This is a genomic window from Arthrobacter sp. EPSL27, from assembly GCF_001512305.1.
GTDB lineage: Bacteria > Actinomycetota > Actinomycetes > Actinomycetales > Micrococcaceae > Arthrobacter.
In genome coordinates this window covers 548,833-569,086 of the sequence record NZ_LNUT01000005.1, presented here as the reverse complement: position 1 = coordinate 569,086, position 20,254 = coordinate 548,833, and the positions used below count along the sequence as shown (strand labels likewise).

At 67.8% G+C, this 20,254-nt stretch carries 17 protein-coding genes; 6 read left to right on the top strand and 11 right to left on the bottom strand.

Annotation, left to right across the window (positions count from 1 at the left end; all coding sequences use genetic code 11):
- Positions 1–68: 68 nt before the first annotated feature.
- Entirely contained in the window at positions 69–1,808 is a 1,740-nt protein-coding gene (gene leuA / locus AR539_RS13530) for a 2-isopropylmalate synthase (protein WP_066437803.1), read from the bottom strand.
- A gap of 253 nt (positions 1,809–2,061) precedes the next feature.
- Here leuA and AR539_RS13525 point away from each other — a divergent pair, with 253 nt between their 5' ends.
- Positions 2,062–4,014 (top strand): M13 family metallopeptidase, encoded by a 1,953-nt coding sequence (locus AR539_RS13525; RefSeq protein ID WP_066437800.1) that lies wholly within the window; start codon positions 2,062–2,064, stop codon positions 4,012–4,014.
- 128 nt (positions 4,015–4,142) lie between these two features.
- Here AR539_RS13525 and AR539_RS13520 read toward each other — a convergent pair whose 3' ends face one another.
- The 5 genes from AR539_RS13520 to AR539_RS13500 all read right to left on the bottom strand — a co-directional run bounded on the left by AR539_RS13520 (position 4,143) and on the right by AR539_RS13500 (position 9,680).
- Positions 4,143–5,717 (bottom strand): LCP family protein, encoded by a 1,575-nt coding sequence (locus AR539_RS13520; RefSeq protein ID WP_066437797.1) that lies wholly within the window; start codon positions 5,715–5,717, stop codon positions 4,143–4,145.
- Positions 5,718–5,832: 115 nt separating this feature from the next.
- Positions 5,833–6,810, bottom strand: coding sequence for a GTPase Era (gene era / locus AR539_RS13515; protein WP_066437794.1), 978 nt, complete (start codon positions 6,808–6,810; stop codon positions 5,833–5,835).
- On the bottom strand, positions 6,794–8,125 hold the full coding sequence (locus AR539_RS13510; RefSeq protein ID WP_066437793.1) for a hemolysin family protein: 1,332 nt from the start codon (positions 8,123–8,125) through the stop codon (positions 6,794–6,796). The genes era and AR539_RS13510 overlap by 17 nt, the downstream gene beginning before the upstream one ends.
- Complete coding sequence (ybeY, locus tag AR539_RS13505; RefSeq protein ID WP_066437790.1) at positions 8,122–8,595, bottom strand: rRNA maturation RNase YbeY; 474 nt, start codon at positions 8,593–8,595, stop codon at positions 8,122–8,124. Before ybeY ends, AR539_RS13510 begins: the two co-directional genes overlap by 4 nt.
- On the bottom strand, positions 8,592–9,680 hold the full coding sequence (locus AR539_RS13500) for a PhoH family protein (RefSeq protein WP_066437787.1): 1,089 nt from the start codon (positions 9,678–9,680) through the stop codon (positions 8,592–8,594). Before AR539_RS13500 ends, ybeY begins: the two co-directional genes overlap by 4 nt.
- 440 nt (positions 9,681–10,120) lie before the next feature.
- Between AR539_RS13500 and AR539_RS13495 the strand changes: the two genes are divergently transcribed.
- Positions 10,121–10,996, top strand: a complete 876-nt coding sequence (locus tag AR539_RS13495; protein ID WP_066437783.1) for a GerMN domain-containing protein — start codon at positions 10,121–10,123, stop codon at positions 10,994–10,996.
- A gap of 37 nt (positions 10,997–11,033) precedes the next feature.
- Here the strand turns inward: AR539_RS13495 and AR539_RS13490 are convergent, their stop codons facing one another.
- The 3 genes from AR539_RS13490 to hrcA all read right to left on the bottom strand — a co-directional run bounded on the left by AR539_RS13490 (position 11,034) and on the right by hrcA (position 14,053).
- Positions 11,034–11,813 (bottom strand): 16S rRNA (uracil(1498)-N(3))-methyltransferase, encoded by a 780-nt coding sequence (locus AR539_RS13490; protein WP_066437781.1) that lies wholly within the window; start codon positions 11,811–11,813, stop codon positions 11,034–11,036.
- A gap of 2 nt (positions 11,814–11,815) precedes the next feature.
- Complete coding sequence (gene dnaJ / locus AR539_RS13485) at positions 11,816–12,946, bottom strand: molecular chaperone DnaJ (RefSeq protein WP_066437780.1); 1,131 nt, start codon at positions 12,944–12,946, stop codon at positions 11,816–11,818.
- Positions 12,947–13,039: 93 nt separating this feature from the next.
- Positions 13,040–14,053, bottom strand: coding sequence for a heat-inducible transcriptional repressor HrcA (gene hrcA / locus AR539_RS13480; protein WP_066439986.1), 1,014 nt, complete (start codon positions 14,051–14,053; stop codon positions 13,040–13,042).
- A gap of 209 nt (positions 14,054–14,262) precedes the next feature.
- Here hrcA and AR539_RS13475 point away from each other — a divergent pair, with 209 nt between their 5' ends.
- Together AR539_RS13475 and AR539_RS13470 are read left to right on the top strand one after the other, a co-directional pair.
- The gene (locus AR539_RS13475) at positions 14,263–15,108 is read left to right on the top strand and encodes a DUF3097 domain-containing protein (RefSeq protein ID WP_066437777.1); all 846 of its coding nucleotides are present in this window, start codon (positions 14,263–14,265) and stop codon (positions 15,106–15,108) included.
- Between the two features lie 171 nt (positions 15,109–15,279).
- Complete coding sequence (locus AR539_RS13470; RefSeq protein ID WP_066439985.1) at positions 15,280–15,699, top strand: DUF4870 domain-containing protein; 420 nt, start codon at positions 15,280–15,282, stop codon at positions 15,697–15,699.
- 108 nt (positions 15,700–15,807) lie between these two features.
- Here the strand turns inward: AR539_RS13470 and hemW are convergent, their stop codons facing one another.
- Complete coding sequence (gene hemW / locus AR539_RS13465; RefSeq protein ID WP_066437774.1) at positions 15,808–17,046, bottom strand: radical SAM family heme chaperone HemW; 1,239 nt, start codon at positions 17,044–17,046, stop codon at positions 15,808–15,810.
- A gap of 42 nt (positions 17,047–17,088) precedes the next feature.
- On the bottom strand, positions 17,089–18,942 hold the full coding sequence (gene lepA / locus AR539_RS13460) for a translation elongation factor 4 (protein WP_197410639.1): 1,854 nt from the start codon (positions 18,940–18,942) through the stop codon (positions 17,089–17,091).
- A 190-nt stretch (positions 18,943–19,132) separates the two neighbouring features.
- Here lepA and AR539_RS13455 point away from each other — a divergent pair, with 190 nt between their 5' ends.
- Together AR539_RS13455 and rpsT are read left to right on the top strand one after the other, a co-directional pair.
- The gene (locus AR539_RS13455) at positions 19,133–19,723 is read left to right on the top strand and encodes a type II toxin-antitoxin system PemK/MazF family toxin (protein ID WP_066437769.1); all 591 of its coding nucleotides are present in this window, start codon (positions 19,133–19,135) and stop codon (positions 19,721–19,723) included.
- A 197-nt stretch (positions 19,724–19,920) separates the two neighbouring features.
- The gene (rpsT, locus tag AR539_RS13450; protein WP_066437767.1) at positions 19,921–20,181 is read left to right on the top strand and encodes a 30S ribosomal protein S20; all 261 of its coding nucleotides are present in this window, start codon (positions 19,921–19,923) and stop codon (positions 20,179–20,181) included.
- Positions 20,182–20,254: the final 73 nt, after the last annotated feature.

Here is a 20,254-nt window from a genome sequence, read left to right as displayed (position 1 = left end):
CAGTTCAGCGTGCCACCGTCCGGCAGGGCCGCGCCGCCGGAGGTTCCGGCGGCGCAGCAGCTGACGGCTTAGGCGCGGGCGTCCCGGATGGCGCGGTTCACGGCCGAGATGACGGCCTTCAGCGAGGACGTGGAGGTGTTGGCGTCGATCCCGACGCCCCACAGCACGCGTTCCCCGACGGCACATTCAACGTAGGCGGCGGCGAGGGCGCTGCCGCCTTCGGACAGGGCGTGCTCGCTGTAGTCCAGGACCCGGACGTCCACGCCGTCTTCCCGCAGGATGCTCAGCAACGCCGCGATGGGACCATTCCCGGTGCCGGTGCGCTGGACCGGGGTGCCGTCGATCTTGAGCGTGGCGTGCAGGGTCATGGACCCGTCCTCGTCCGTTTCGGTGCTGAACGGGCCGAGGGCGTAACGGCCCCACTGCCGGTCCGCCGCGCCGGAGGGCAGGTACTCATCCTGGAAGACCTGCCACAGCTGCGCGCCGCTGACTTCGCCGCCCACCGTGTCGGTCTGCTTCTGGATCACGCCGGAAAACTCGATCTGGGCGCGGCGCGGCAGGTCCAGGTTGTGCTCGTTCTTCAGCAGGTACGCCACACCGCCCTTGCCCGACTGGGAGTTCACCCGGATGACCGCCTCGTAGCTGCGGCCGAGGTCCTTCGGGTCGACCGGCAGGTACGGGACCTGCCAGGGGTAGTCCGCGACGTCCTTGCCGGCTGCGTCTGCATCCTTCTGCAGCGCTTCCAGGCCCTTTTTGATGGCGTCCTGGTGCGAGCCGGAGAAGGCGGTGAAAACGAGGTCCCCGCCGTATGGCGTGCGCTCGGCCACCGGCAGCTGGTTGCAGTATTCCACGGTGCGGCGGACTTCATCGATGTCGGAGAAGTCGATCATCGGGTCGATGCCCTGGACGAACATGTTCAGGCCCAGGGTCACCAGGTCCACGTTGCCGGTCCGCTCGCCGTTGCCGAACAGGCAGCCCTCGATCCGGTCCGCGCCGGCGAGGTAGCCCAGCTCCGCGGCCGCGACGCCGGTGCCGCGGTCGTTGTGCGGGTGCAGGGACAGGATGATGCCCTCCCGCGGGTGCAGGTTCCGGCTCATCCACTCGATGGAGTCCGCGTAAACGTTCGGGGTGGCCATCTCCACGGTGGCCGGCAGGTTGATGATGACCTGGCTGTCGGCGGAGGCCTCGAACACGTCGGCGATGGCGTTGCACACGCGGACGGCGTACTCCAGCTCGGTCCCGGTGAAGGATTCCGGCGAGTACTCGTAGGTGATGTGGGTGTCCTGGAGGGTTTCCTCGTACTTCTTGCACAGCCGGGCGCCTTGCAGGGCGATGTCCAGGATGCCGTCCTCGTCCTGGTTGAACACCACGCGGCGCTGCAGGACCGACGTCGAGTTGTAGAGGTGCACGATCGCCTGCTTGGCGCCGACCAGGGACTCGTAGGTCCGCTCGATCAGGTGCTCGCGGGCCTGGGTGAGGACCTGGATGGTGACGTCATCGGGGATGTGGTTGCCCTCGATCAGCTGCCGGACGAAGTCGAAGTCGGTCTGCGAGGCGGAGGGGAACCCGACCTCGATCTCCTTGTAGCCCATCCGGACCAGCAGCTGGAACATTTTCAGCTTGCGGGCGGGGCTCATGGGGTCGATCAGGGCCTGGTTGCCGTCTCGCAGGTCCACGGCGCACCAGCGCGGGGCCTTGGTGATGACCTTGTCCGGCCAGGTGCGGTCCGGCAGCTCAACCGTGATGAGGTCCTGGAACGGGACGTAGCGGTGGACGGGCATTCCTGAGGGCTTCTGTGCGTTTCGCATTACAATCGGGGCCTTTTCTGTGATTCCTGGTGAAAGGGTGGCCGGGCAACACAAACTCCGCAGCGAGGGTGGGCCTTGCGCTAGATCGCGTCTGAAGCCTCGCCGCGGCAGCTAAGAAGAAGCAGTTCTGCGCGCACCTTTTCACAGTAACACGGGTGCGTAAGATGAAGGAGCCATACCTCCGTAACGTCCACCATGCAGACCGGCAGTCACTGACTCAGCGGCGGCCGGGCTGCTTCTCAAAGGAGCATCCGTGCCAATTTCGGGTATCGCCCTGTCCAACATCGACTCCAGTGTGCGGCCGCAGGATGACCTGTACCGGCATGTCAACGGCACCTGGCTCAACAGCACCGAAATCCCGGACGACCGGCCCCTGGAGGGGACCTTCACGGCACTGCGGGACGGCTCGGAGCTCGCGGTCAAGGAGATCATCGAGGATGCGGCTGCCCGCGGCGCGGAGTCCACCGGCATCGAGCAGAAGATCGGGGACCTCTTCAACAGCTTCATGGACGAGGCCGCGGTGGAAGCCAAAGGGCTGGACCCGATCCGGGAGCGGCTCACGGAGGTGTTCGCCACAGAGTCCCCCGAAGCCCTCGTGGCGCTGGCCGGGCGGCTGTTCCGCGCCGACGTCGGCGGGCTCTTCTACATCTATCCCGCGCCCGACGCCGGGAACCCGGACCGCGTGCTGCTGTACACCGGCCAGGGCGGCCTGGGCCTGCCCGATGAGTCCTATTACCGCGAGGCCAAGTTCGAACCAATGGTCCAGGCCTACCGGGAGCACGTGCAGGCGATGTTCGGACTGGCCGGCGTCGCCAATCCCCAGGAGGCGGCCAACCGGGTGGTGGAACTGGAGACCGCGCTGGCCTCGCACCACTGGGACAAGGTCACCCTGCGCGACCCGCAGAAGACGTACAACCTGAAGTCCGCGGACGAGGCGGCGCAGCTTTTCCCGCTCCTGGCGACCTGGTTCGATGCCGCCGGGATCGCGCCGGAGAAGCGCGCCGAACTGGTGGTCAGCACGCCGGACTTCTTCGCCGGCGCGGCGTCGCTCCTGGAGTCCCGGCCGCTGTCCGCCTGGCAGGAGTGGCTGGCAATGCGCGTCATCAGCGCGGCCGCCCCGTACCTGTCCGCGGCGTTCGTCGACGCGAGCTTCGCGTTCTACGGCACCAAGCTCAGCGGGACCCCGCGCAACAAGGACCGGTGGAAGCGCGGCGTCGCCGTCGTTGAGGCCGCCCTGGGCGAGGCCGTCGGCCAGATCTACGTGGCCAGGCACTTCCCCGAGACCCACAAGGCCCGCATGGAGTTGCTGGTCGGAAACCTGATCGAGGCCTACCGGGAATCCATCACCGGCCTGGCCTGGATGGGCGAGGACACCCGGCATGAGGCGCTCAAGAAGCTCGACTCGTTCCGGGCCAAGATCGGCTACCCGGACAAGTGGATCGACTACTCCGCGGTGGAGATCGACCCGTCCGACCTGCTGGGCAACGTGGAGCGCGCCCACAGCGCCGACGTCGACCGGCACCTCGATGAGGTGGGCAAGCCGGTGGACCGGGACAAGTGGCTGATGACGCCGCAGACGGTGAACGCCTACTACCACCCCCTGCTCAACGAGATCGTGTTCCCCGCCGCCATCCTGCAGCCGCCCTTCTTCACCGCAGACGCCGACGACGCCGTGAACTACGGCGGGATCGGCGCGGTGATCGGCCACGAGATCGGCCACGGCTTCGACGACCAGGGGTCCCAGTACGACGGCAGCGGGTTGCTCCGCAACTGGTGGACCGAGGACGACCGCGCCGCGTTCGAGGCGCTGACGTCCAAGCTGGTGTCCCAGTTCGACGCGCTCTCCCCCGCCGCGGCGCCGGGGCACAACGTCAACGGAAAGCTGACGCTGGGCGAGAACATCGGTGACCTTGGCGGCCTCACCATCGCGTACAAGGCCTACCTGATCAGCCTTGACGGGCAGGAGCCGCCGGTCCTGGACGGCCTGACCGGCGTGCAGCGGTTCTTCGCGTCCTGGGCGGCCGGCTGGCGGCAGGTCATCCGCAGCGAGGAGGCCATCCGCCGGCTCGCCACGGACCCGCACTCGCCGAACGAGTTCCGCACCAACCAGATCGCCATGAACCTCGACGCGTTCCATGACGCGTTCGGCACGGCGGAGCAGGATGGCATGTGGATGCCGCCGGCCGAGCGGGTCAGCATCTGGTAGCCGGCCGCAGGCGGCAGGTACCAGGCACAAGCGGCAAGAATCAGGCAGCTTAAACGGAAGGGCCGGCCCTGGGGGAACTCCCCCGGGGCCGGCCCTTCGCCGATGCCGGAACGGTCTGGCCGGTCGAGCTACCGGGTGATCAGCGCCGGGTTGGCCTGCTGGCACACCACGTCCCCGGCGGTCTGGTTGACAATGTCGGACGGCAGCTGCACGGGGGCTTCCGCGCCAGGCGTGCCGCCCACAAGGTCGGTGCCCAGGTAGACCTGGACGCCTGCCACGCCAGCGGCCGGAAGCACCTGCGTCGCCGGGATGCCCAGCAGCGCGGCGACGTCGGCGGCCACGGCCTCGTAGCCCGCACCGTAGTACACCGCGGTGGCGGCGACGGGCTGGGCGGCCAGCTGGCCGAGCTGGGTGAAGCCGCCGGTGGTGAGGAGGGCCATGATTTCCTGCGTCCGGGCGGGAACGCCCGAGCCGTTCGCCACCGTGACGGGCTGCAGCGCCTTGTCATAGGCCGGCGCAGTCTCGGTGGGTGTCGGCTCGGCGGTGGGGCTGGCGTCCGGGGACTCCGAGGGGCTGGGCGGCGCCGTGGGATCGGTGAGGTCAATGTCCTTGCGCATCGCCTCGAACAGCTGGGAGGCGGCAGGCTCGGCGACCTGCAGGCGGTTGGGGTCAGTGTCCGCCGGGACCGTCGGGACCGCCACGAAGGCGATCTTGCCGACGTCGATGTCCTTGAGCCGGTTGCCCACCGTCACCAGGGTGGGGATGGATGCCAGACCCTCGTCGATGGTCAGGTTTTTGGTGACGACGTCGGCGATCTCCAGCATCTTGCCGGGGTTGGAGAGCGTTCCGTCGGCCTTGATCTTCCGGGCCAGGGCGGACAGGAACCCCTGCTGGGCCTTGATCCGGCCGAGGTCGCCGCCGTCGGCGAAGGCGTGCCGGGTGCGCAGGAACGCCAGTGCCTGCTCGCCCTGGACCGAGGAGGTTCCCTTGGGCAGGCGCAGCCTGGAATCCGGGTCGTAGACGGCGTCGCTGATGCAGACTTCCACGCCGCCCACGGTGTTGGACAGTTCCTTGACGGCGTTGAAGTCGGCCATCATAAAGTGGTCGATCTCCAGGCCCGTGAGCTTATTGACCGTGTCCACGGCGCAGCCGATGCCGGCCTCCGACATGGCGGCGTTGATCATCACGTTGGACTGTGCCGGGAATTCCTTCTTGGTTTCCTGGTCGACGCACTTCGGGGTGTCCACCAGGAGGTCGCGGGGGAAGCTCACCACGTTGACACGCTTGTTGTCCGCGGAGATGTCCATCAGCATCATGACGTCGGAGTGGCCGTAGCCCGTGGCGTCGTCAGAGGTCCCGTACTTCGAGTTTTTGCCGTCACGCGTGTCGGAGCCGAGGATCAGGATCTGCATCCGGTCCCGCGAATTGTCCAGGGCACCCTCTGTTTTGTCGCTCCCGGCGCTCAGGGCCGCCTTGCTGATGTTGCCCTGCAGCCGGAACACCCAGTAGGCGCCGAACGCGAGGACGCCGACTAGCAGGATGGAGACGACGGCGGTCCCCATCTTGAGCCAGCCGGGCATGCCGCGGGTCAGGCCGAGGTGCCGCGCGGGCCCGACGTCGGGATCGTCCGTGTGCCGGGCAGCAGAACCTGGCCGAACCGGGGATCCGGTTCCGCCTCCACGGTCTTCACGGGGTCGGGACACAGGTGAGCCTTCTTTCACAAACGGGGTTCGTCTATTTTAGGGCCGAAATCTGGGAATTCCCCGATGGCGGGCTCCACAGGGGCGGCGCGCGCCGCCGCCCCGTCCGGATTTCCGGTCAGAAACCGAGCTTGACGAGCTGCTTCGGGTCGCGCTGCCAGTCCTTGGCGACCTTCACGTGCAGGTCCAGGTAGATGCGGGCACCCAGCAGCGCCTCGATCGCCTTGCGCGCCGTGGTGCCCACCTCGCGGAGCCTGGCGCCGCCCTTACCGATGATGATGGCCTTCTGCGACGGGCGCTCGACGTACAGGTTGACCCGGACATCCAGGAACGGACGGTCCTCGGGACGGTCCTCCCGCGGAACGATCTCCTCGACGACGACGGCCAGGGAGTGCGGCAGTTCGTCGCGGACGCCTTCGAGGGCCGCCTCGCGGATGAGTTCGGCGATCATCACGGCTTCCGGCTCGTCGGTCAAGTGGCCGTCCGGATACAGCGGCGGCGACGCCGGCATGTGGCTGATCAGCACGTCGGCCACGGTGTCGACCTGGAACCCGTCCGTGGCGGAGACCGGGACGATGTCCTTCCAGCCGTCCTCACCGAGGACCTCGCGGCCCAGGGCTGCGACGGCCAGCAGCTGCTCGGTGAGTGCCTGGCGGTCCACGGTGTCGGCTTTGGTGACGATCGCGATGACCGGCTTGTTGCCGAGGGCAGCGAGCTGGGCGGCGATGAACTTGTCCCCCGGGCCGATCTTCTCGTTGGCCGGCAGGCAGAAACCGATCGCGTCCACCTCGGCGAGGGTGTCCGCCACCAGTTCGTTGAGCCGCTTCCCCAGCAGGGTCCGCGGGCGGTGCAGGCCCGGCGTGTCCACGAGGATCAGCTGCGCGTCCTCCCGGTGGACGATGCCGCGGATGGTGTGCCGCGTGGTCTGCGGCTTCGCCGAGGTGATGGCGACCTTTTGCCCCACCAGGGCGTTGGTGAGGGTGGACTTGCCCGCGTTGGGCCGGCCCACCAGCACCGCGAAGCCGGCGCGGTAGCCGTCCTGGGCCGCGCCGCCGCCGGACTTGTTCTGGCCGTCGGAATTATTCTGCTTGCTCACGTGAGACTCCCTGCTGGATTGGTGCGGCCTCGTCGAGAAGGTCTTCAAGGTCAGTTTCTTCTTTTGGTGCGGCAGCCGCAATGATGTGGCTGACGCGGTTCCGCCGGCCCTCCAGCCGGTCGGCCCGGAGGGTCAGCCCGTGGACCTCGACGGTGCTGCCGACGATCGGCACCCGTCCCAGCGCCTTGGCGAGCAGGCCGCCCACGGTGTCCACTTCGTCGTCGTCGAGCTCCAGGTCGAAGAGCTCGCCCAGGTCATCAATGCTCATCCGCGCGCTGACCCGGTAGCTGCCGTCACCCAGCGCCACGGCCTCGGCGCTTTCGGTGTCATATTCGTCGACGATCTCGCCGACAAGTTCCTCGATGAGGTCCTCGAGGGTGACCAGCCCGGCCGTGCCGCCGTATTCGTCGATCACGATCGCGACGTGTGTCGATTCTTTCTGCAGTTCGCGCAGCAGGTCGCTGACCGGCTTGGAGTCCGGGACATACCGGACCTCGCGGGCCAGTTCGTCCACTAGCGGAGGCTCCTCGCCGGGGGCCAGGTTGTGGATGACCGCGGCCACATCCTTGAGGTACACGATGCCCAGGACCTGGTCCGTGTTCTCGCCGATCACCGGAATCCGCGAGTACCCGGAGCGCAGGAACAGCGACATCGCCCGGTGCAGGCTGGAGCCGGAGTCGATGCTGAGGATGTCGGTGCGCGGCACCATGACCGAGCGCACCAGGGTGTCGCCGAAGTCGAACACGGACTGGATCAGCTCGGCCTCGTTGTCCTCGATCACGTCGGATTCCGTGGCGCGGTCCACCAGTTCGCGGAACTCTTCCTCGCTGAAGAAGGCTTCGTTGTCCGCGGGGGCGCCGGGGGCCACAGCGCTGCCCAGGGTGACCAGCCAGCCCGGAATCGGGCCCAGCACCCAGCACAGCCAGCGGATCAGCGGCGCACTGAAGCGGACCAGGCCGGCCGAGTGAACCCGGCCGAACTGCCGCGGCGAGACGCCGACGATCACGAAGCCCAGCAGCGCCATCACACCCGTGGCGATCAGCCCGGAGAGCCAGACGTTGTCCAGCAGGCTGTTCAGCAGCACGGTCACGGCCACCGCGGAGGCCATGTCGAACCAGATGCGCCAGAACCGGAGTGCGCGCATGTGCGCCACGGGCTGCGCCATGATGCGCTTCAGCGCGGTGCCGCGGCTCTGCAGGATCGCGGCCTCGGCGTCGTGCCGGGAAAGGTAATTGAAAGCGGATTCAGCCGCGGTGAGGAATGCGGCAAAACCCAGGAACACCAGCGCCATGCCGGCGAGGATCAGTGGCGTCACTGAATCGTCTCTGACGGGGCCTCTTTGCCGGTGAAGGCGGAGAGCAGCTCGCGCTGGAGCCCGAACATCTCCTCCTTCTCCTCCGGCTCGGCGTGGTCGAATCCGAGGAGGTGCAGGATGCCGTGGGTGGTCAGCAGCAGCATCTCGTCCTGGGTGGAATGGCCCGCGTTCTGCGCCTGGACCTCCGCCACCTGCGGGCAGATGGCGATGTCGCCGAGCATGCCCTGGGGCGTGGGCTTGTCCGGCGTGCCGGGGGTCAGCTCATCCATGGGCACGGACAGCACGTCGGTGGAACCCGGCTCGTCCATCAGCTCGATGTGCAGTTTCTCCATGGCCGGTTCGTCCACGAGCAGGATGGACAGCTCGGCCTGCGGGTGGATGAAGAGGCGCTCGAAGATGAACCGGGACAGCTGTACCAGCTGGGCCTCGTCGACGGCCACGCCGGATTCGTTGTTGACCTCGATGCTCATGCCTGTTCTCCCCGCTTGTCGCGCGCCACCGAATGCTTGACCCTGTTCCGTTGGACCTCGTCCCAGACGCTGTAGGCGTTGACGATGTCGCCCACCAGGCGGTGGCGGACGACGTCGGACGCGTCAAGGACGGTGAAGTTGACGTCCTCGATGTCCTGCAGGATCTCCTCGACGATCCGCAGCCCGGAGCGCGTTCCGAAGGGCAGGTCCACCTGCGTGACGTCGCCGGTCACCACCATCTTGGAGCCGAAGCCCAGGCGGGTCAGGAACATCTTCATCTGTTCCGGCGTGGTGTTCTGCGCTTCGTCCAGGATGATGAAGGCGTCGTTGAGCGTGCGGCCGCGCATGTAGGCCAGCGGGGCCACTTCGATGGTGCCGGCGGCGATCAGCCGCGGGATGGATTCCGGGTCCATCATTTCGTGCAGGGCGTCGTAGAGCGGCCGCAGGTAGGGGTCGATCTTGTCGCTGAGGGTGCCCGGCAGGAACCCGAGCCGCTCCCCCGCCTCGACGGCGGGCCGCGTCAGGATGATGCGGGTGACTTCCTTCTGCTGCAGCGCCTGCACTGCCTTGGCCATCGCCAGGTATGTCTTGCCGGTACCGGCCGGGCCGATGCCGAAGATCACCGTGTTGGCGTCGATCGCGTCCACGTAGTTCTTCTGGTTCAGCGTCTTGGGCCGGATGGTCTTTCCCCGGCTCGAGAGGATGTTGTGGGTGAGCACCTCCACCGGGTTCTGCAGCGACTGGGTGCGGAGCATCGAGACGAGCTGCTGCAGGACGGCGGGCGTGATGACCGTACCCCGGGCCACGAGGCCGCGGACCTCGGTGAGCAGGCGCATGATGCGCGGCACATCGGCGGCGGGCCCACTGATGGCGAGTTCGTTGCCGCGGACATGGAAGTCGACGGCCGGGTACTGGGACTCAATGAAGCGCAGGGCTTCGTCATGGCTGCCGAGGGACTGGACCATCTGATCGGAACTGTCGAACAGGACTACCTCCGTCCGCAGCCCTGGGAGGGAGTGGGGGAATTCCCCTGCGGAGCGCTCTCCGGCGCTGATCCGGGCCTTGCCGTTCGCTGCTTCAGTCATGGTGATGGCCCGCGGGCCTCTGGTCCCCTCCAGTTGGAAATGGTCTGCCCCCTGACACCGGTTCCGGGTCCCAGCGGGTCCTCTTATCTTACGCCAGCACCCGGCTCTGCATGCCGCCGGGCGCAGGGCCTGTCGGCCCGCGGGCACGCACCGTTCCCGGTTTTAGGTATCAACTTCGTATCGGCCTCATATCGTTACCGTTGCAGTTCCGGCCGTGCGGCCGAAACCCCGGTTCCGCGCCGAAGGCGTGTGCCATGCTGGAAATCGGCCACCCCTGGCAGTTCCGGCGGGCGGCCCCACGATCCCAGGCACCAGGCAGGGCGCCGGGCGCAAGACCACCGGCAGTAGACACCAAGCAGACAAGGGCAGCGGCGATCAGGAAACGCGGAAACGGGCAGGCAGCAGCAGGCAGGCGGGTACGTCCGCGGTTGCTGCTTTTGATGCTGCCCGCGGCGCTGGCCCTGTCCGGGTGCGTGGCAACCCCCCAGCCCGGCGTCACCAACGCCAACACGCCCTCGCAGGTGATGCCCGCACAGGCGTCGGCCACCAGTGCGCCGCTGGAGACCACCCAGGCATCCAACAAGGCCCCGGTCTATTGGATCGGCCGGAGCAATGAGGACACCTTCCTGTACCGCGAGTTCCGCGACGTCCCCGAGCAGGACAACCCGGTGACACGGGCCCTGCGGGTCATGATGTCGCAGAAGCCGCTGGACCCGGACTTCTTCACGCCGTGGCAGAACCCGAAGAAACTGGCGACGTCCATCTCCGGCAAGAACGTCATTACGGTGGACATGTCCGCCGATGCCTTCAACAGCAACGTCGATCCCGCCATGGCCGAGCGCGCCGTCCAGCAGCTGGTCTACACCGCGACGGCGGCCGCCGCCAGCGCCGGGCTGATCGATGCCGGGCAGCAGATCCAGGTGGTGGTCCTGGTGGACGGCCACACCGATTACGTCGCCTTCAACCATGTCCGGCTCGGCGCGCCGACCGCGCGGAGCGCCGGAATGGTGGCCCCGGTCTGGATCATCGATCCGCAGGAGGGGACCTCGGTGGACGACGGCGCCGTCAAGATCTCGGGCCGCAGCACCGACCCCGGCGGAGAGCTCCGCTGGGAGATCCTGCGTATCGACGGCAGCATCACCACCTCGTACCTGAACGGAACGGTCACGGCGTCGGCCGGGACCGGCGAGGCGGGAGCCTTCAGCCTCTCGGTCAACCTCGGGCCCGGGAACTACGAGGTCCGGGTGTCGCAGCTCGAAGAAGCAAACCCGGCAGAGGACCTGAACGTCGACACGCGGGGCTTCACGGTCAAGTAGGCACTCTCCGTCTGGGGTGGCGCTGGCACGCTAGGTGCTACCAGCGGCCCAGGATGTCGCTGGCGAGGACCGTGGCGGCGGGGCCTGCCGTGGACGAGCGCAGGACGTGGTGTCCCAGCAGGGCCGTGACAGCGCCGGCATCGCAGAGCCGGGTGACTTCCCGCGGGCTGATGCCGCCTTCCGGTCCCACAATCAGCAGTATTTCGCGCTCAACGCCGTGCCCGTCGGCAGCGGATCCCGACGCCTGCCAGGCCTCCAGCACCTGGCGCAGCGGGCGCACCGCGTCCTCGTGGAGGATCACGGCGAGGTCTGCGGCGGCCACGGCCGCCTGCAGCCCGGCGGTGTCGACGGCGGAACGGACCTCAGGGATCCAAGCACGGCGTGCCTGTTTGGCCGCCGCCGTGACGATCGACTGCCACTTGGCGTGGGCTTTCGCCGCCCGCTCTGCCTTCCACCGGACGATGGAACGTTCCGCCTGCCACGGCACCACGGCGTCGATCCCGAGTTCGGTGGCGGTCTCCGCCGCGAGTTCGTCCCGGTCCCCCTTCGCGAGGGCCTGCACCAGGACCAGCCGGACCAGGGGCCGGGGCTCGTCGGAGAGTTCCGCGCACGTCACCGTCAGCTGGTTCGGGCCGACGGCGGCGACGGCACCGGTGAGGCGTTTCCCGGCGCCGTCGGCGATGTCCACGGATTCACCTACGGTGAGCCGTTTGACCGTGACGGCATGCCGGGCCTCGGCCCCGTCCAGGATGAACTCGGAACCGGGGGCCAGCCCGTCCAGGGTGCCGGGGGCCGTGAAGAAAACGGGGTTGCTCACCGCTACAGGTTACCGAGGCGGTCCCGGAGTTTCGCGAAGACGCCGCCGCTCGCCGCGAGCTTTCCCTCGGTGAACTGCTCGCCGCGCAACTTGGCGAGCTGGCGCAGCAGGTCTTCCTGGGCGGCGTCGAGCTTGGCGGGGGTATCCACCTGCAGGTGGACCTTGAGGTCCCCCCGGCCGTAGCCACGCAGGTGGGTGACGCCGAGCCCGCGGAGGGTGATGACCTCACCGGACTGCGTGCCGGCCTTGACGTCGATCTCCTGCTGGCCGTCGAAGGTGTCCAGCGTGAGCTCGGTGCCCAGGGCGGCAGCCGTCATGGGGATGTTGAGGCTGGCGTGCAGGTCGTCGCCGTCGCGCACGTAGGTGGCGTCGTTGTTGACGCGGATCTCCACGTACAGGTCGCCGGCAGGTCCGCCGGCGGGACCGGCCTCGCCCTGGCCGGAGAGCTGGATGCGGGTGCCGGTGGCAACACCGGCGGGAACCTTGACCGTCAAGGAACGCCGGCTGCGGATCCGGCCCTGGCCGGCGCATTCGTTGCAGGGGTCCTTGATGACGGTGCCGAAGCCCTCGCAGGAACCGCAGGGCGCCGTGGTCATGACCTGGCCGAGGATGGAGCGGACGGCGCGCTGGACCTGGCCGCTGCCGCCGCAGATGTCGCAGCGCTCGGGGTGGCTGCCTTCGCGGCAGCATGAGCCCTCGCAGGTGGGGCAGGTGACAGCCGTGTCGACTTCGATTTTCTTGTTGACGCCGAACACGGCGTCGCGGAGGTCGATCCGGACGCTGATCAGGGCGTCCTGGCCGCGGCGGACGCGGGAGGCCGGACCGGCCTGGCCGCCGCCGGCGCCGAAGAAGGTCTCAAAGATGTCCTGGAACGCGAAGCCCTGGCCGGAGTAGCTTCCGCCGCCGAACCCGTTCTCGGTGCCGTTCTCGTTGCCGGTGGTGTCATAGACCCGGCGCTTCTGCGGATCGGACAGCACCTCGTACGCATGCGTCACGGCCTTGAACCGCTCCGAGGCATCGTCCCCGGGGTTCACGTCCGGGTGGAGGGTCCGCGCCAGCTTGCGGTAAGCCTTCTTGATCTCTTCACCCGTAGCTTCGCGGGAGACTCCAAGAACGTCGTAATGGCTGCTCAAAGTGTGTATCTCTTCCTGGTTGTACTGCCGGTTGGGGGCAAGCGGTAAGGGCAAGAAGCCTGGTTGCTACCCGGGCGGGCCGGGTGTGGTCCGTCAGGGTCCGAGGATCCGTGACAGGTAGCGGGCCACCGCCCTGACGGCGGCCATGGTGGTGGGATAGTCCATCCGGGTGGGGCCGAGCACGCCGACCTTGGCGGTCGCGTCCGGCCCGTAGCCGGTTGCCACCACCGAGGCCTCCGCGAGTCCGTCGTAGGGGTTCTCCCGGCCGATGCTGACCGTGACACCGCGCGGGTCCGCGGCCATGTCGCTCAGCAGGCGGAGCATGACCACCTGCTCCTCCAGGGCCTCCAGCACCGGGCCGATGCTCAGCGGAAAATCCACGTTGGAGCGGGCCAGGTTGGCCGTGCCGGCCATGACCATGCGCTCCTCGCGGCTGCTCACGGCCAGGGCCTCCAGGCCGCGGGCCAGCGCCTGGGCGACGCTGCGCCGTGCGGGCGGGCAACTGGCCACCACGGCCTGCAGCGACTGCGGCAGGAGGTTCAGCGGGGTGCCGGAGAGGGAACCGAGGAACCGTGACCGCAGGTCGGCGAGGGCGTCGTCGGGGAGGTCCTGCCCGACGTCGATGACCCGCTGTTCCACTTTGCCGGTGTCAGCGATCAGCACTGCGAGCACCTTGCGGGGCGCCAGCAGGACGAATTCGATGTGCCGCACCTTGGCCCTGCTGAGGTGCGGGTACTGCACGACGGCGACCTGGTTGGTCAGCTGCGCGAGCAGCCGGACGGTCCGGTCCAGGACGTCGTCGAGGTCCTCGGAGCCCTCCAGCAGCGCCTGGATGGCGCGGCGTTCCGCCGGCGAGAGGGGCTTGACCGCCGAGATCTGGTCGACGAAGAGCCGGTAACCCTTGTCCGTGGGGATGCGCCCGGCGCTGGTGTGCGGCGCCGTGATCAGCCCCTCGTCCTCCAGGGCGGCCATGTCATTGCGGATCGTGGCACTGGACACGCCCAGGTGGTGCCGCTCGACGAGGGCTTTGGAGCCGACGGGTTCCCGTGAATGGACATAGTCCTCCACGATGGCGCGCAGCACTTCGAGTTTGCGTGGTTCGCTCACGTTCCACCTCCAATCGACGGTCCGGTGTCCGGTGCCGCCGGTCACCGGACGCACCGCTGTGGTTAGCACTCGACATGCCTAAGTGCTAACCAGTCTAATATGAGTCGCCGCATTGTTAGCATTGGATTCGCTCCGGGCGTTCTTCCTGGGGCTGGTGTTTTCGGGCACAGCCCGCCGTCACAGACCAAGCGCAAAGCAGTGTGGAACCAATGTCGTACCAGAACTGGGGCCCCCAGGACCTGTCCGCCCCCGCCAAGACCCAACTGCCGGAGGTGCCGGTGGAACGCGGCATGGTGCTGGAGGAAGTGCAGTCCGGCTGGGTGGGGGCCGTGACCCGGGTCGAGAAGTCCGGCGGAATGCACGTCGTTGCCCTGGAGGACCGCCGCGGCAAGTCCCGGTCGTTCCGGCTCGGCTTCGGCTTCCTGCTCGAAGGACAGCCGATCCGGCTGATGCCGCCGGCACCGCGGGCCGCGGCCCCGGCCGGCACCCGCACCGCTTCCGGCTCCGTCCGGGTCGCCGGGCAGCGCGCCCAGGTGGCGAAAGCGAGCCGGATCTGGGTGGAAGGCAAGCACGACGCCGAACTCGTCGAGAAAGTCTGGGGCGACGACCTCCGGGTGGAGGGCATCGTGGTCGAGCCGCTGCACGGCATTGACGACCTCGCCGGCGCTGTGGCCGCCTTCCGGCCCGGCCCCGGCCGCCGGCTCGGTGTCCTGGTGGACCACCTGGTTCCCGATTCGAAGGAATCCCGGATCGCCGACGCCGTGATGGCCTCCCCCGGCGCGGCAGGCAACGTGCTGATTGTGGGCCACCCGTATGTGGACGTCTGGCAGGCGATCCGGCCGGCAGTGCTCGGGATCGAAGCGTGGCCCGTGATCCCCCGCGGCGTGGACTGGAAGACCGGCATCCTCATGGCGTTCGGCTGGCCGCACAGCACCAAGGAGGACATCGGCCTGGGCTGGCAGAAGCTCCTCGGCGCGGTGCGCAGCTACGCCGATTTGGAACCGTCCCTGCTGGGAAGGGTGGAGGAAGTGATCGACTTCCTTACGGTGCCCTGACTTTCCTGTCCGGATTTTCCCGTCCTGGCTTTCCCGTCCGGCCGCCCGCGACAGCGGGCTGATCCTCGATTCCGCCCCCAAGCAAGTATTCTTGGTAAGGCGGCTTCGCTCCCGGCGCAGCCCTGGCATTTCCAGGCACCAATGCAACACAGCAATCCGAAGGACGACACCGTGGCAGAAGATGCACGCGAACACCCCGGCGACCAGGCCGGCCATGGCCAGCCGCCTTACCATGGCGTTCCCGCCAATGCGCTGCCCCTGACGGCAAACGAGGACCGCCAGTGGGCCACCCTCGCGCACTTCGGCGGCATCCTCGGGTGCGTTCCCGCGCTGCTGATCTACCTGATCTTCAAGGACCGCGGGCCGTTCACGGCACAGGAGTCCAAGGAAGCACTCAACTTCACGCTGCCGCCCACAATTGCGGCGGTGGTCTGCAACCTGCTGGTCTTCGTCCCGGTGGTGGGCAACATCTTCGCCGTCCTCGCCACGGTGATCTGGATTGCCGTCACCTGCTTCTCCGTCGCGGCCGGCATCCACGTCAACCGCGGCCAGCCGCACCGCTACGAGTTCAACCTCCGCTGGATCAAGTAGCCGACCGGCACCAGCACCCGATCGGACCAGAAAAGCCGGCCGCAGCCCCACGGGGCGGCGGCCGGCTTTTGGGTTCAATTCCGTTGGTCGGGCAGGATCCTCCGGACCCTAATCGGGCAGGATCCTCCGGACCACGGCGTCGGCGAGCAGACGGCCCTTGAGGGTCAGCACGAGGGTGCCGTGGAAGGCCGCCGCCGGCTCGATCAAGCCGTCGGCGATCAGCCCGGCGACGGCGTGCCTGCCGGTGTCGCCCAGTCCGCCCAGGCTGGGTATCTCCAGCCCGGAGCTGAGGCGGGCTTCCAGCATGACCCGCTCCACGTTGCGGGTTTCGGAATCGAGGGTTTCCCGTCCGGCGGCCGGTGACAGTCCGGCGGCCATCCGGCCCGCATAGGCCGTGGGGTGCTTGACGTTCCACCAGCGCACGCCCCCGACGTGGGAGTGTGCCCCGGGGCCGATCCCCCACCAGTCGTCCCCGCGCCAGTACGCGAGGTTGTGGCGGCAGGCCTGCTCCGGTGTGCGGGCCCAGTTGCTGACCTCGTACCAGGACAGCCCGGCGGCCGAGATGAGCTGGTCGGCGAGTTCGTATTTGGCGGCGTGGTCGTCGTCGTCGATTCCCGGGACCTCGCCGCGGCGGATCTGGGCCGCGAGTTTGGTGCCGTCCTCGACGATCAGCGCGTAGGCGCTGATGTGGTCGGGCCCGTAGGACAGTGCCGTCTCCAGCGAGTAGCGCCAGTCGGCCAGCGACTCCCCCGGGGTGCCGTAGATCAGGTCAAGGCTGACGGCGAGGCCGGCGTCCCGCGCCCACTGGACCGCCTGCGGCACACGGCTGGGGGTATGGGTGCGGTCCAGGACCTTCAGAACGTGCGGCACCGCCGACTGCATGCCGAACGACACGCGGCTGAAACCGGCGTCGGCCAGCAGTTGCAGGGAAGCAGGCGTGACGGAGTCCGGGTTGGCCTCCGTGGTGACCTCGGCGCCCGGCGCAAGGCCCCACGCCCCGATCGCCGCCGTGAGGACAGCGGCCAGGTCCTCGGCGGGCAGCAGCGTGGGTGTCCCGCCGCCGAAGAAGACCGTGCTGAGCGGGCGTTCCGGCAGCCCGGACGCCGCCAGGGCTTGCGCGGCGAACTCCACCTCAGTCACGGCGGTGACCGCGTAAGCGTCCTGGGAGGCGCCCCCGCCCAGTTCCGTGGCGGTGTAGGTGTTGAAGTCGCAGTAGCCGCAGCGCACGGCGCAGAACGGGATGTGCACGTATAGCCCGAAGGCCCGGGAAGCGGCGCCCTCCAGCGCCTGGGCGGGCAGCAGCCCGTCCGGCGGCGCCGGGTCGCCCAGCGGCAGGGCGCTAGGCACGGGCGGGGCCCGCCTGCGGGAGGACAGTCATGACGGGCACCGCTACTTCTTGGCCTTGTCTTTGGACTCATCCGTGGTGAGCGCTGCGATGAAGGCTTCCTGCGGTACCTCGACCCGGCCCACCATCTTCATGCGCTTCTTGCCTTCCTTCTGCTTTTCCAGCAGTTTGCGCTTTCGGGTGATGTCGCCGCCGTAGCACTTGGCGAGCACGTCCTTGCGGATGGCGCGGATACTTTCGCGGGCGATGATCCTCGACCCGATGGCGGCCTGGATGGGCACCTCGAACTGCTGCCGCGGGATGAGCTCACGCAGCTTGCTGGTCATCATCACGCCGTAGGCGTAGGCCTTGTCCCGGTGGGTGATGGCGGAGAATGCATCCACCTGCTCGCCCTGGAGCATGATGTCCACCTTGACGAGGTCGGCGACCTGGTCGCCGTCGGCCTTCCAGTCCAGCGAGCCGTAGCCGCGGGTCTTGGACTTGAGGATGTCGAAGAAGTCGAAGACGATCTCGGCCAGCGGGAGCCGGTACCGGATCTCCACCCGGTCCTCGGAAAGGTAGTCCATGCCGCCCATGACGCCGCGGCGGCTCTGGCACAGCTCCATGATGGCGCCGACGAAGTCGTTCGGAGCCAGGATGGTCGCGGACACCATCGGCTCGCGGACCTCGGCCACCTTGCCGGTGGGGTATTCGCTCGGGTTGGTGACGTGGACAACCCGCTTGTCCTCCAGCGTGACCTCGTACTCCACGTTGGGCGCGGTGGAGATCAGGTCCAGGTTGTATTCACGCTCCAGCCGTTCACGGGTGATTTCCAGGTGCAGCAGGCCCAGGAAGCCCACCCGGAACCCGAAGCCCAGGGCCGCGGAGGTCTCCGGCTCGTAGACGAGCGCGGCGTCGTTGAGCATCAGTTTCTCCAGCGCGTCGCGGAGCACCGGGTAATCCGTGCCGTCCAGCGGATACAGGCCGGAGAACACCATCGGCTTGGCGTCGGCATAGCCGGGAAGCGAGTCGGCGGCGGGCTTGGCCAGGTTGGTGACGGTGTCGCCCACCTTGGACTGGCGGACGTCCTTCACGCCGGTGATGAGGTAGCCCACTTCGCCGACGCCGAGTCCCTTGGACGGAGTGGGCTCCGGGGAGCTGACGCCGATCTCGAGGAGCTCGTGGCTGGCGCGGGTGGACATCATCTGGATGCGTTCGCGCGGGTGCAGCATGCCGTCGACGACGCGGACGTACGTGACCACGCCGCGGTAGGTGTCATACACCGAGTCGAAGATCATGGCCCGGGCGGGGGCGTCGGGGTCGCCCACCGGAGCGGGGAGGTCGCGGACGATCTTGTCCAGCAGGGCCTCGACGCCGGCGCCGGTCTTGCCGGAGACGCGGAGGACATCGTCCGGGTCGCCGCCGATCAGGCTGGCGAGCTCGGCAGCGTATTTCTCGGGCTGGGCAGCCGGGAGGTCGATCTTGTTCAGGACCGGAATGATGGTGAGGTTGTTTTCCATCGCCAGGTAAAGGTTGGCGAGTGTCTGGGCCTCGATGCCCTGGGCCGCGTCCACCAGCAGGACGGCACCTTCGCAGGCCGCGAGCGAGCGGGAGACCTCGTAGGTGAAGTCAACGTGGCCTGGCGTGTCGATCATGTTCAGCGCGTAGCTGGTGCCGTCGAGTTCCCATGGCATACGGACGGCCTGGGACTTGATGGTGATGCCGCGTTCGCGCTCGATGTCCATGCGGTCCAGGTACTGGGCCTTCATGTCACGGGACTGGACCACGCCGGTGTACTGGAGCATCCGGTCGGCCAGCGTCGATTTGCCGTGGTCAATGTGCGCAATGATGCAAAAGTTCCGGATGATGGCCGGATCTGTTGCGGCGGGCACCGGGGCGGTGCGGGCCATGGGAGACACGCAGGGTCCTTACTGTTGGCTTTACTGTTGGCTATTCCACGGTTTGGCGCCCGGGGCCGGTTTCCCGTCCTGCAACGCACCGCATTTTCTCTCCCTATAGTCTCCCACGTCCGGACCTGCGGCATTACATCCCCGGTTCCCGGCGGGCCGGCAACCGGGCGGCCCCAACCGCTGCCGGTAAGGTTTCCCCATGGCTTGGAATCTACGTTCACTTGGCAATGCAGTCCGCAGCACCCTGCGCTTCCTGGAGGGGCGCTCCGGCGCCGCGCCCGGCAGCGCCGGCACGAAGGCAAGGACTACCAGGCCCACCAAGGCCGTCAAGGCCAGGACCGCCACTCCCGGCGCGCGCCCCGGCACCAACCGCCCCGCCGGGTTGAACGGCCGGTACCCCGGCGACTTCCAGGGAACTGCCACGGTCAGCTATGCGCCCTCCCCCAACGGCCGCCCGGAGCCGGGTGAGGTGGTCTGGACCTGGGTTCCTTATGAAGAGGACCATTCGCAAGGCAAGGACCGCCCGGTGCTGCTGGTGGGCTCCAGCGGCCGCTACCTGCTGGGCTTGATGCTGACCAGCAAGGACCATGACGGGGATGCCCGTCGCGCGGATGACTATGTGGACATCGGCACGGGCCCGTGGGACCGGCAGTGGCGTCCCAGCGAGGCAAAACTGGACCGGATCCTGCAGGTCAGCCCCCAGGACGTCCGGCGCGAGGGTGCCATCCTCGACGTGGGACGCTTCAACATGGTCGCCGCCGCGCTGCGCACCCGCCACGGCTGGCGCTGACGCGCCGGAGGATGGCTCCGGGATCGCCACTCTGTTCGTGCCTGCGGCGTCATCTCTGCTATTATTGACAGCTGTGTGTCCGTGCAGGTCGACGGCCACAGATGGTTGGTCGCCATAGGTATCCCCACGCCGCTCAGTCGATGGCCAATCTGAAAGCCCTCTAGACCATTTTCCGCATTGAAAAAGAGAGTTCACACGTGGCTAATATCAAGTCCCAGAAAAAGCGCATCCTCACCAACGAGAAGGCCCGTCTGCGCAACAACGCAGTCAAGTCCGAGCTGAAGACGGCCATCCGCGCCGTCAACACCGCCGTTGAGTCCACCGACAAGGATGCTGCGGCCGCTGCACTGCTCACCGCCAGCCGCAAGCTGGACAAGGCTGTCAGCAAGGGCGTTCTCCACAAGAACAACGCTGCTAACCGCAAGTCGGCCATCTCCAAGAAGGTCAACGCGCTCTAAAGGCTTCCAGTTCACTTGAACTGATGATTGTGGCCGGCACCCCCAGGGTGCCGGCCACTTCCAGTTAATGCGC

Bases quoted from the DNA above. Each gene is read 5' to 3' on its own strand.
- leuA (WP_066437803.1), bottom strand. From the start codon at position 1,808: ATGCGAAACGCACAGAAGCCCTCAGGAATGCCCGTCCACCGCTACGTC.
- ybeY (WP_066437790.1), bottom strand. From the start codon at position 8,595: ATGAGCATCGAGGTCAACAACGAATCCGGCGTGGCCGTCGACGAGGCC.
- AR539_RS13500 (WP_066437787.1), bottom strand. From the start codon at position 9,680: ATGACTGAAGCAGCGAACGGCAAGGCCCGGATCAGCGCCGGAGAGCGC.
- AR539_RS13495 (WP_066437783.1), top strand. From the start codon at position 10,121: ATGCTGCCCGCGGCGCTGGCCCTGTCCGGGTGCGTGGCAACCCCCCAG.
- AR539_RS13475 (WP_066437777.1), top strand. From the start codon at position 14,263: ATGTCGTACCAGAACTGGGGCCCCCAGGACCTGTCCGCCCCCGCCAAG.
- AR539_RS13455 (WP_066437769.1), top strand. From the start codon at position 19,133: ATGGCTTGGAATCTACGTTCACTTGGCAATGCAGTCCGCAGCACCCTG.